14 protein-coding genes are annotated in these 11,454 nt (G+C 47.2%); 10 read left to right on the top strand and 4 right to left on the bottom strand.

The genetic code is table 11. The features are described 5' to 3' along the window. The first annotated feature begins 69 nt into the window (after positions 1-69). The 8 genes from CSW98_RS08930 (at position 70) to fbpC (ending at position 8,910) form a co-directional block, all read left to right on the top strand. Complete coding sequence (locus CSW98_RS08930) at positions 70-312, top strand: type II toxin-antitoxin system ParD family antitoxin (RefSeq protein WP_100800142.1); 243 nt, start codon at positions 70-72, stop codon at positions 310-312. Next, complete coding sequence (locus tag CSW98_RS08925) at positions 305-604, top strand: type II toxin-antitoxin system RelE/ParE family toxin (RefSeq protein WP_100800141.1); 300 nt, start codon at positions 305-307, stop codon at positions 602-604. The genes CSW98_RS08930 and CSW98_RS08925 overlap by 8 nt, the downstream gene beginning before the upstream one ends. Positions 605-767: 163 nt before the next feature. Beyond that, complete coding sequence (locus tag CSW98_RS08920) at positions 768-1,397, top strand: response regulator transcription factor (RefSeq protein WP_100800140.1); 630 nt, start codon at positions 768-770, stop codon at positions 1,395-1,397. A gap of 24 nt (positions 1,398-1,421) precedes the next feature. Further along, positions 1,422-2,978, top strand: a complete 1,557-nt coding sequence (gene uhpB, locus CSW98_RS08915) for a signal transduction histidine-protein kinase/phosphatase UhpB (RefSeq protein WP_100800139.1) — start codon at positions 1,422-1,424, stop codon at positions 2,976-2,978. 207 nt (positions 2,979-3,185) lie between these two features. Next, a complete protein-coding gene (uhpC, locus tag CSW98_RS08910) occupies positions 3,186-4,499 on the top strand; it encodes an MFS transporter family glucose-6-phosphate receptor UhpC (protein WP_100800138.1) in 1,314 nt (437 codons plus the stop codon). Positions 4,500-4,614: 115 nt separating this feature from the next. After that, on the top strand, positions 4,615-5,646 hold the full coding sequence (locus CSW98_RS08905; RefSeq protein WP_100800137.1) for an ABC transporter substrate-binding protein: 1,032 nt from the start codon (positions 4,615-4,617) through the stop codon (positions 5,644-5,646). 106 nt (positions 5,647-5,752) lie between these two features. After that, positions 5,753-7,846 (top strand): ABC transporter permease, encoded by a 2,094-nt coding sequence (locus CSW98_RS08900; RefSeq protein WP_100800136.1) that lies wholly within the window; start codon positions 5,753-5,755, stop codon positions 7,844-7,846. Positions 7,847-7,857: 11 nt separating this feature from the next. Beyond that, positions 7,858-8,910 (top strand): ferric ABC transporter ATP-binding protein, encoded by a 1,053-nt coding sequence (fbpC, locus tag CSW98_RS08895; RefSeq protein ID WP_100800135.1) that lies wholly within the window; start codon positions 7,858-7,860, stop codon positions 8,908-8,910. A gap of 94 nt (positions 8,911-9,004) precedes the next feature. Here the strand turns inward: fbpC and hepT are convergent, their stop codons facing one another. From hepT to CSW98_RS08875, 4 genes are all read right to left on the bottom strand, one after another. Further along, positions 9,005-9,418, bottom strand: a complete 414-nt coding sequence (gene hepT / locus CSW98_RS08890; RefSeq protein WP_100800134.1) for a type VII toxin-antitoxin system HepT family RNase toxin — start codon at positions 9,416-9,418, stop codon at positions 9,005-9,007. A gap of 23 nt (positions 9,419-9,441) precedes the next feature. Further along, positions 9,442-9,831, bottom strand: coding sequence for a type VII toxin-antitoxin system MntA family adenylyltransferase antitoxin (mntA, locus tag CSW98_RS08885; RefSeq protein WP_100800133.1), 390 nt, complete (start codon positions 9,829-9,831; stop codon positions 9,442-9,444). 189 nt (positions 9,832-10,020) lie between these two features. Next, positions 10,021-10,212, bottom strand: a complete 192-nt coding sequence (locus CSW98_RS08880; RefSeq protein WP_100800132.1) for a hypothetical protein — start codon at positions 10,210-10,212, stop codon at positions 10,021-10,023. After that, positions 10,212-10,484: a hypothetical protein gene (locus CSW98_RS08875; protein WP_100800131.1), complete on the bottom strand. Its 273-nt coding sequence runs from the start codon at positions 10,482-10,484 to the stop codon at positions 10,212-10,214. Before CSW98_RS08875 ends, CSW98_RS08880 begins: the two co-directional genes overlap by 1 nt. Positions 10,485-10,724: 240 nt before the next feature. On the opposite strand from CSW98_RS08875, the gene vapB reads away from it, so the two are divergent. Next, positions 10,725-10,958, top strand: a complete 234-nt coding sequence (vapB, locus tag CSW98_RS08870) for a type II toxin-antitoxin system VapB family antitoxin (protein ID WP_100800130.1) — start codon at positions 10,725-10,727, stop codon at positions 10,956-10,958. Positions 10,959-10,971: 13 nt separating this feature from the next. Continuing rightward, positions 10,972-11,373, top strand: a complete 402-nt coding sequence (locus CSW98_RS08865; protein WP_100800129.1) for a type II toxin-antitoxin system VapC family toxin — start codon at positions 10,972-10,974, stop codon at positions 11,371-11,373. Positions 11,374-11,454 lie beyond the last annotated feature (81 nt).

The raw sequence follows: 11,454 nt of genomic DNA, 5'->3' as shown, positions 1-11,454 counted from the left end.
GTAATTTGATTTTGATTTTGAGTTTATCTATTCTTGTTGTGTTAAATATTAACACACATAGGTAAAAATATGTCACGCACAACGAGTGTTACGATTGGCTCTCAGTTAGATGAGTTTGTTAGTCAACTCATAGCAAGTGGTCGCTATGGCTCAACAAGTGAAGTAGTTCGTTCTGCATTGCGGTTACTCGAAAGACAGGAGAAACAAACTACTGCTCTAAAAATGGCAATTGAAGCTGGTGAACAAAGTGGCGAGTGCTCATTATCACTTTATGACATCGCGGCTAAAGTAAAGCAGAAACACAATGTATAAACTGTCCAACCTTGCCGCAAAGGACTTTGAGCAGATTTTTGAATACACGCTACTGAACTTTGGCATAGAACAAGCTGATGTTTATACAGACAGTATGCATAACGTTTTGCTAACTCTTGCCGAGCAACCGTTGATGGGCTTTGAGTGTATGGAAATTGCTGAAGGACTTCGTCGTCACGATCATAATAAACATGCTATTTATTATCGAGCACAGTCTCATGATATTTACATCATTCGTATTCTTCATCAGCATATGGAGCCGTTACTGCACTTACATCCGAGTATTTACTAAAAATGTAGTACAACATCGGTTTATCAGTTCGCTTCCCTGGTAGTTTCTTAACCGATTTAAGTCAGGTGCTGCGGTTAATACCAGCTTGTGCTGTAAGTCGCGATAAGCCGGTTCAATAGCTGCTAAATTAATAGCCTGACAACAATGGCTTATGCAGGTATCCATGATAACGATTGCTTTAATCGACGACCATACGATTGTCCGTTCAGGTTTTGCTCAGTTACTCAATCTGGAACAGGATATGACGGTAAGCGGCGAGTTTGATACGGCAAAAGACGCCTTTCGCGGCTTAGTCAACACACCGGTTGATGTCGCAATTATTGATATCTCAATGCCGGATGAAAACGGATTAAGCCTGCTGGAACGACTGCATCAGCATGATCCGGCATTTAAAGCGATCATACTCAGTATTTACGATTCCGCTTCTTTTGTAAAAAAAGCCTTAGATGCCGGGGCGCAAGGCTACCTGTCCAAGCGCTGCGGCCCCAGTGAGCTGGCAACCGCGATTCGTACCGTAGCAGCCGGTAAACGTTATTTATGCGCCGATGCCTTAATTAACCTAAGCAACCCCAACAGTCAGAATGCACTGAGCGAACTCACCAAACGTGAAGTAGAAATCTTCGATCTGTTAATTCAGGGAAAAGAGGTGAAGGATATCGCGCAAGCACTGTTCCTCAGTCATAAAACCGTACATGTACACCGCGCAAACATACTCAGCAAACTCAACCTTGCCAACAACGTAGACTTAATCCGCTTTGCCTTGCAGCACCACCTGCTGGCAGAAGGCCAATAAATAATAGCAGAAGGCCAGTAAACAATGGCAAAACGGCTTTTTCCCTTAACGTTCAGCTTTGTTCTCTACAGCATCAGCCAGTTTAGCCTGTGGAATATCAGTCAGTATTTAAGCCAAACCCCGGTACAAGCCTATTTATTGTTTCCGACCGGTCTGCGTCTGGCCGCTTATCTGCTGACCAGACCCGGCTATGCTGCGGTATTTATCAGCAGTGACCTGCTTCTGGCCGGTGCCATTATTTATTTTATTCCCACCCAGTCAGATACCCTGTTGCTGTTGCTGCCTTTTGTAAGCTGGTCTGCTACATTATTTGTCCGTCAACGCTGGCAGAATCTGACACTCTACTGGCAACGGCTGCTCCTGATCGTTGCCCTGATTATGCTGCACAGTGTCCTTATCGGGGTCACATTTGTTCTGCTGGGCAAGCCTTTGAACATCGACAACCACGCCATTATTTCGTTGCTGATAGCTTCTCTTACCGGAGGGATCGTATTAGCGCCGCTTCTCTATCTGGTCACTGACTACCTGCGACAGCAAATCTGGGCTCCGCTGACGCCTCAGCTTATCCATCATGACGTCAGGCTGCGGCCAAAGATGCTGATCTGGTGCCTGTTCTTTTTCGGGCTGGGCTTACTGGCCGAACTCACCCTGCTGGAGCAGATGAAGCCCTTTGCACTGCTGCTTATCATGTTTCCGACGCTTTTCCTTGCTTACCGCTACGGCTGGCAGGGAGGTGTGCTGGCCACCAGCATCAATTGCATTTTACTGACCACCGCCAAGCAGGTCAGCGGTGCCTTCGGTTCCAATCAGGAACTGATGATCTTTATGTCCAGTATTGGCTTAGTCGGATTAGGGTTAGGCATCGCCATCAGCCGCCAGCACCGGTTGTCGCAACTGGTGCAGGAGGTTAACTCTCGTTTAGCCACCGAACTGAGTGAAAAACAGCAGCTCGCCCGGCAACTGGTGTCACTTGAAGAGCAGATCCGCAAATCCATCGCCCGCGAACTGCATGATGAAATCGGCCAGAACATCACCGCAATCCAGATACAGTCTACGCTGGCAGAACGCTTAACCGATAACGAACAGATCAGACAAACAGCGACCACGATCCAGTCTCTGGCCAGCCGTATTCATACCTCTACCCGTCAATTGTTAAAACAGTTGCGGCCGCATATTCTGGATGAACTGGGGCTTGAGCATGCGATTCGCCAGTTAGTTCAGGAGATGCGCTTTGTCGAACAAGGCGTCGAAGTGCGGCTGAATATGGGGATAAAACAGCAGAAATTAGACGATACCACCAGCGTCACACTGTTTCGTATCCTGCAAGAACTGCTCAATAATATCGCCAAACATGCCGCCGCCACAGAGATCCATATCAGTCTCTTACCTGGCCGGGACATGGTACTCGAAGTGAAAGACAACGGCATAGGTTTACCCGAAGATTGGCGAATTCGCGGTCAGGGATTAAAAGGGCTAACAGAGCGGGTATCGGCATTGGGCGGCAATTTACTCGTTTCGGCTCCCCATCTTCCGGATACGGGCACCCGGGTTATTGTGCATTTACCGACCACCCAGACCTGACCGGCACCGGTTCCCCATCGGCTATCGTTGATCGCATCACAATCGTTAGCCTCATCACAACCGTTGCCCATGCTGCAAGTGTTAACTCAGCCACAAAAGCGTAAAACCCCGTCCCAAATTAGGAAAAATTCCTAGATGAATAAAACACCTTCTCATGTTTTTACGCCGACCTTTCTCTAGACTCAGTGCAAATAAGGACAGATAAGTATGACGCAGACACCGGCACAAGAGAGCGATACCCATCAGGCCTATCGTTACTGGCGCATTCATCTGATGATCTCTATGTATGTGGGTTACGGCGTTTTCTATCTCACCCGTAAGAGTTTAAATTTCGCACTGCCGGAGATGCTGGCAGATTTAGGCATGAGTTATTCCGACTTCGGCCTTTTGGGGACACTGTTTTATTTAACCTACGGTGCCTCCAAATTTATTTCAGGCATCATGATTGACCGCTCTCCTTCCCGTTATTTTATGGGGCTGGGACTCATCGCTACCGGTCTTATCAATATCGCCTTTGGCTTAAGTTCGTCGCTGTTCGCGTTTACCCTGCTCTGGTTGGCGAATGCTTTTTTTCAGGGTTGGGGATGGCCGGCTTGTGCCAAGATATTAACCCATTGGTATTCACGCAGTGAACGCGGATTCTGGTGGTCAGTATGGAACACCAGCCACAACCTGAGCGGAGCACTCATTCCGGTCGTTATCGGCTTTGTCAGCCTGACCTTCGGCTGGCGCTATGGCTTTATCCTGCCCGGCTGTATTGCCATCGTAACCGGGGGCTGGCTCTGCTTTCGCATTCAGGAAAAGCCCACACAGATAGGGTTACCTTCCGTCGGACAGTGGCGTCATGATGAGCTGGAACTGAAGCACGAAAAAGAAGGCCAAGAGCTGGCATTTAATAAAGCGGTTTATCGCTATGTACTCAGCAACCGTTATATCTGGCTGTTATGCGGATCTTACTTGCTGGTGTATATCGTCAGAACCGGCATCAACGACTGGGGAGCGCTATATCTGGTTGAACGGCACGCTTACAACATACTCAGTGCCAATACAGCGGTATCCCTGTTTGAAGTTGGTGGTTTTTTAGGGTCACTGTGTGCCGGATGGGGGTCGGATTACTATTTTCGTGGCAACCGGGCGCCGATGAACCTGATATTTGCCCTCGGGATTTTTATCTCAGTCGCGGCATTATGGTTAACCCCGATTGATCACATCTGGTTTCTGGCGGGCTGTTTTTTCTGTGTCGGTTTTTTCGTGTTTGGCCCGCAGATGATGATCGGAATGGCAGCCGCAGAGTGTGCCAGAAAAGACTTAGCCGGAACAGCAACAGGATTTATCGGTTTATTCAGTTATCTGGGCGCGGCACTTGCCAGCTATCCGATGTCGCTGGTTATTGAAATCTGGGGCTGGGAAGGTTTCTTCAGCCTGATTACTGCGGCAGCAGCTGTGATCAGTTTACAGCTACTGCCCTTTATAAAAGAAGCTCAGCAAGCCACCAACGGTGATGAGCTGACAACAGAGTAATACGGTAAGACCAAAGCAACAAAGTAAAAACCACCCAATAACGTGACAGTGCTCCGCTTAATAGCCTCTCTGAATGCAGGGGATCCGAGGGAGCATCAATAAAGAGGGAAACGCTATGATTAAAGCAAAACGTACGCTACTCGCATTGAGTATTCTTGGTTCGGTTATCGCAGCGCCTGTCGCACAGGCAGAAGGACGACTGGTTGTGTACTGCAGTGCGACTAACGCGATGTGTGAAGCAGAAACACAAGCCTTTGCAGAGAAGTATGACGTTAAAACATCCTTTGTGCGCAACGGATCCGGCAGTACTCTGGCCAAGATTGATGCCGAGAAAAATAACCCGCGTGCCGATATCTGGTACGGCGGCACCCTTGATCCGCAATCTCAAGGCGGTGAAATGGACCTGCTTCAGGCTTATCAGTCACCACAGCTTGAGAACATTATCGAAAAATTCCGTGATCCGGCAAAACGTAAAGGCAACTACTCTTCAGCCGTTTATATGGGTATCTTAGGCTTTGGTGTCAACACTGAACGTCTGGCACAAAAGAACCTGCCTGTCCCACGTTGCTGGAGCGATCTCACCAAACCTGAATATAAGGGTGAAATCCAGATAGCGGATCCGCAAAGTTCCGGAACCGCCTATACCGCTTTAGCGACTTTTATTCAGTTGTGGGATGAACCGACCGCATTCGAATATTTCAAAGAGCTGGATAAAAACGTATCCCAATACACCAAATCCGGGGTCACCCCATCCCGTAACTCCGCGCGCGGAGAGATAGCCATTGGCATCGGTTTCTTACACGATTACTCACTGGAACAGTCAAAAGGAGCCCCGCTAGAGCTGATTTCTCCCTGCGAAGGCACCGGCTATGAGATTGGTGGTGTCAGTATAATTAAAGGGGCTCGTAACCTGGATAATGCCAAGCTGTTTATGGACTGGGTTCTGTCTAAAGAAGGACAGGAACTGGCATGGAAGAAAGGACAATCGTTCCAGATCCTGACCAACACCCTGGCAGAACAATCCCCCAATGCGCTCAACCCGAAAGATCTGAATTTGATCAACTACGATATGGAAACCTACGGTTCATCCGATGAACGTAAACGTTTGATCACGAAATGGGTCAACGAGGTCAAAATGGGTAATTAACCCGGATTGAATGTCACCGCCACGATGTGGCGGTTCTACGCTCCTGACACTTAGCCTGAACGATTGATCGGGCAGGTTAAGTGCGACTCAAATTTAAGGTTTTACTATGAACGAGCAACTTCAGGCTCTGAACATTGCACGCCAGCAGCGCCGTATTGACGTGGTGTTTTACTGGCTCGGTGTCATGCTGTTCAGCTTTATTCTTCTACCGTCCTTTTCCCTTGATTACGGTCTGTTTGAATCCACCTCCGATGAATTCTATGCAGCAATGGGCTGGAGCGGGGTCAATATCTCCTGGCTATGGTTCAGCTTGCCCCTGCTGCTCATTATCCGCCCATTCACACCATTGGGAATGCAACATAAAAGACGCCATTATTTCGATATCGGCTACACAGCATTCTGCATGCTGGTGATCCTCTTAACCGCCTGGCTATCCCACAGAGGGCTGGGTTATTCAACGATCCTGCTGTTTATCACTCTTGGCGCCATCATGACCATGGCATTTGCCCGTCTGGAATACCTCGGTGGCGATCACTTTGTGATTGGTTCACTGATCAGCATTATTCTCCTGATCGTTATTTTTATTATTTTCCCCAGCGTCGCTATTTTTCTGCCCATGTTTAAGGATGAGATGGGAAACTGGGTGGCCTGGCAGTTTTTAGATATCCTCTTCCAGTCTCATACCGTGTCGGTGATCCGTAACTCCATCGTACTTGGTATCGCTGTCGGGGTCGGAGCAACCTTCTTTGGTCTGATTTTTGCGATTTATACAACGCGTATTGCTCAGCGTTCAGCCTTTATTGCCCGTATCTTTTCTATCCTGCCGATTGTCACCCCGCCTTTTATCGTCGGACTCGGAGTCACGCTGATGCTGGGTCGTTCCGGCTACATCACCGAACTGATGGTCAGTTGGTTTGGACTGCAAAAGACCAACTGGCTGTACGGCTTTACCGGTATCTGGCTGGCTCAGGTGCTGGCCTTTGCCCCCATGTCGTTTATGATATTGGATGGTGCACTCAAATCGCTGCACCCTTCTCTGGAAGAAGCGTCTTACACCCTCAAGGCCAACCGCTATCAAACGTTTTTCCGCATTATCATGCCGCTGCTGAAACCGGCTCTGGCCAACTCGTTTCTGATTATTTTTGTACAGTCGCTGGCTGATTTCAGTAACCCGCTGGTTCTGGGCGGCAGTTTCGACGTATTAGCCACCCAGATCTACTTCTACATTGCAGGGGCACAGCTGGATTATGCTTCAGCCAGTACCTTAGGTTCCGTCCTGCTGATTTTCTCACTGACCATTTTCATTGTGCAGTATCTCTGGATTGGACAGCGCTCCTACGTCACTATTTCCGGTAAAGCCTACCGTGGCGACGTACAGGAAATGCCGTCTTCCCTCAAGTTAGGGGTCACCATCATTCTGTATTTCTGGATGGCCTTCAACGTTCTGCTCTATGGCAGCATCTTCTTCGGCAGTTTTACCAAAAACTGGGGAGTAGACTACACGCTGACCCTGCACAACTACATGAATCTGTTTGGCAACGGACTCTCTGACGGTGCCTGGCCATCGCTGATCACCACCATGATCTATGCCGGTGTGGCCGCCCCGGTTACCGCCCTCTTCGGCCTGTTAATTGCCTATGTCGTGGTTCGGCAACAGTTCTATGGCAAAAAAGTGATTGAGTTTTCAACCATGCTCTGTTTCGCCGTACCGGGTACCGTTGCGGGTGTGTCTTATATCTTAGCCTTTAACGATGCACCGATTTACCTGACCGGCACCGCCGCCATTGTGGTGATCTCGATGGTGATGCGTAACGTTCCGGTCGGGATCCGTTCCGGCATTGCCGGGCTGGGTCAGTTGGACAAATCGCTGGATGAAGCGTCACTCAGTCTGCGAGCCAGTTCACTACAAACCATTCGGCATATCATTCTGCCGTTATTACGCCCGGCGATCTTATCGACACTGGTTTACAGTTTCGTCCGCGCCATGACGACCGTCAGCGCCATTATCTTTCTGGTCACGCCGGAAACCCGGGTGGCAACCTCGTACATTCTTAATCGCGTTGAAGACGGTGAATACGGCATCGCTATCGCTTACGGTTCCGTACTCATTGTTGTGATGTTAGCCATCATATTGTTATTTGATTTGCTGGTCGGTGAAGCGCGTGTTTCCCGGTCGAAAGCCACCAATCAGGATTCCTAGGAGAGCCGATAATGGAAAAACAAAATTTTGTGGTACTGAAAAATATTTGTAAGCGTTTTGGCAACAATACTGTCATCGGCAATCTGGATCTTGAGATTAAAAAAGGCAGCTTAGTCACCCTGCTCGGCCCTTCCGGATGCGGAAAAACCACAGTACTGCGCCTTGTGGCCGGGCTGGAGAAGCCCACCAGCGGGCAGATTTTTATTGATGGTGAGGACGTGACGGAGCGTTCTATCCAGCAACGCGATATCTGTATGGTGTTCCAGTCTTATGCGCTGTTTCCGCACATGTCGCTGTACGAAAACGTCGCATACGGTTTAAGCATGCTCAAACTGCCGAAAGACGAGATCCGCCAGCGGGTAGACGAGGCATTAAAGATTGTTGATCTGGAAGGCATGGGCGAGCGCTTTGTGGATCAAATTTCCGGTGGTCAACAACAACGAGTGGCGCTGGCCCGGGCTCTGGTACTGAAACCCAAAGTACTGCTGTTTGATGAACCGCTCAGTAATCTGGATGCTAACTTACGCCGCAGCATGCGTGAAACCATCCGCGAACTGCAACAACGGTTTGATATTACATCGCTCTACGTTACCCACGATCAGGCTGAAGCCTTTGCGGTATCAGATACGGTTATCGTTATGAAAAATGGGGATATTATGCAAATAGGCTCCCCTCAGGAGCTGTATAAATCGCCACAGTCGATGTTTATGGCCAATTTTATGGGGGAAGCCAATATGTTTTCCGGTTATCTGCAGGATGACGCCATTCGCATCAATGGTTACGTCATTCCCGCATCAGCAGAGATAACCCAGGGTAAAACAAACGGAGAATACCAGATCGGCATACGGCCGGAAGCCATCACCCTGCAAACGCAGGGGGAGGACAGCCAGGCTTGTGAGATCATAAAATCAGCGTATATGGGATCAATGTATGAGGTCACCGTAAACTGGCATGAACAAGAGCTGCTATTGCAACTCAACTCCGCCCGGTATAACTGCAACAGTCACCAGCACGCGTATCTGGAATTCAACCCGAATGGGTTATTTATTCTGGATAAAGAGTAACGCCATTCTACAAATCCCCCACTGTGGCGCAGACCCAGAAAAAGGCCATCAACTCTGAACTGATGGCCTATCCCTGTCCTTCTAAGAAGACTGCTTACTCAAACAGACATAGACTGATTTGCCGAACAAACGTACGAAAATCATCAAGATGCTGCTCAACGACTGCAATCACAATATCCAAGTTAAGGTTTTGATAATCATGCACAGCAATATTACGCAGCCCCACCATTTTTTGCATCGCGACAGACTGTTCCGAAGTCAGTATTCCCATCACCTGTAACTGGACAAATGAATCCCTGCTACTTTGAGGAACCGGGCCCTGATTCAGTTTCAGACAGCGGTTTGCAATATCAATAGAGGCCTCACACGCACGCTGCAAATTTAAGATCACCGAATCCTGCTTAGTGAAATTACGTCGAAAATCATCGCTGTCACCTTGATATTCTTCCGCTATACGCTGTAAACAACGTTCAATAATCGTGATTTTATTAATCAGAACATCATCCATAGCTACTCCGCATATATTATATTCTATTTGACCCAACGTTGTTTAAATGCAGCCAAATTATCCTGACGGCTGAACTGCAAATCCTGATACATACGATAGGTGTCCGTTTCAAACATCGGTGCCTTATTCTGTAAATCAAACAGCAAAATCCCCTGCTGGATAACCTGCATTCTAAGTACCGTATTGCATTCCATCAGGTTAATCACATCGACATCTTTTCCTATCGAAATCGCCAGTTTTTGTGCCAACTCCCACACCTGTGCATGTGCCATCGGTTTAGAAGGCAATATTGCTACATCAATATCACTGTGCTCATTTTCCCTTCCATGAGCATACGATCCAAACAGATACCCGAGCACTACCTTTTCACCGGCCAACTGTTGCAAAGTTTGAGCAATTTTAGCCTTGTCCATATATTATCCTGACATTACCCAAAGAATATTTATGTTCAATAAATACAATCAATAAGGCCATAATACGTGGTTTTATCCTGAGTTCCCATACACTTCCTCGGTATCCGTGGTTATTTGACCTCAGGGTCTTGCCTATCTTTTGGCTACATGCTTGTGATGAAATTAAGCCACCGTAACGGTGACCATGGGTTAATCTCTTTTAGGTAAAGCCATCGCGGCTTGTACCTTGGCAACCTCTGCCAAGGTTTCAATTCTAACCAGACGTTTATCAATTCCATCCACTTTATCAGCAAGTCTCGTTGTGTTGCTGTTAAGTCTCTTTACTTCATCTGTCAGCGTTAGAACATCTTTCAAAATCCCCATGATTCCTGATACTGCCATTATTCTTGTTCTCCTAGCTTATCTAATAGTGATTCAATTTTCTCATTGCTATCTCTGGTATCTTTGATAGCGGCAGCAAGGTGATCAGCTAAGAACTGAATCGCTTCGCGTGTAAATTCATCTTCTTTTGGCTTGTCTGGGTCATAAGCCTCAATTGCAGAACGAACCGCCTCGGCTGCGGAAATGTTCTTACGTTTAGTTATGTCTTCTAGCTTTGCTATATTGGAATCACTAACTAAATATTGCTTGCGGTGTAATGTTTCAGTTTGCATATTCGGCCCTCCATTTCGTATGTTTACATCATACACATACACAACAATATACACAACTTTAGAGCAAAAGTTGTGCAGCACTAAACAGCAGGGTTATAACTTTTACTCAATAAATAAATCAGTTAGAAAACACACACTCCAATACATATGCTTGACATATGCTTGACATATGCTTGACATATGTTGCACACAGCCTACACTAGACATATGTTAAGCATATGCCTTTAAAGAGAGGATGTGATGAGAACCGTATCTATATTTAAAAACGGAAAGAATCAGGCGGTACGCTTGCCAAAAGATTTAGAGTTCGATGGAGTCAATGAGCTTGAAATCCATAAAGAAGGGGATGTGATTACCCTGCGTCCGGTTCGTCCTGATTGGCTTTCTTTTGCCAGCCAAGAGAAAGCGGATTCTGATTTTATGACTGAACGTGAAGATGTCATAACAGATGAAGGACGGTTTAATTTTGACTAAGAAAATCACTTATATGTTAGATACTTGTATCTGTTCATTTATCATGAGAGAACAACCTGTTTCTGTCCTGAAAAAGCTGCAGTCGGTCGTTAATCAGCAGCATAGAGTAGTGATTTCCGCGATCACTTATCAGGAAATGCAAGTTGGTTTGCTAGGCAAGAAAGCATCTCCGAAACATGCGGTATTAGTGACTGAGTTCCTAAAACGTGTAGAAGAAGTATTACCTTGGGACAGAGCGGCCGTAGATTCGACGATACAGGTGAGAAAGCAGCTTATGGCTAAAGGAACCCCTATCGGTAATAACGATAGCTCCATTGCCGGTCATGCGATCGCTACAGGCTGCGTAGTCGTCACCAACAATACAAGGGAATGTAGCCGTGTGGAAGGGCTGATATTCGAAGACTGGGTACATTAGATTAATAAACAAATCACATCCCCATCTCATATTTTAATAACAAATTTTAAGCTGACGTTCGTTAGCCTAACAAACATCAGC

The organism is Vibrio sp. HA2012 (assembly GCF_002812955.1).
Taxonomy (GTDB): domain Bacteria; phylum Pseudomonadota; class Gammaproteobacteria; order Enterobacterales; family Vibrionaceae; genus Vibrio.
The sequence above is the reverse complement of the archived record's forward strand: the minus strand, read 5'-3'. Positions and strand labels throughout refer to the sequence as shown.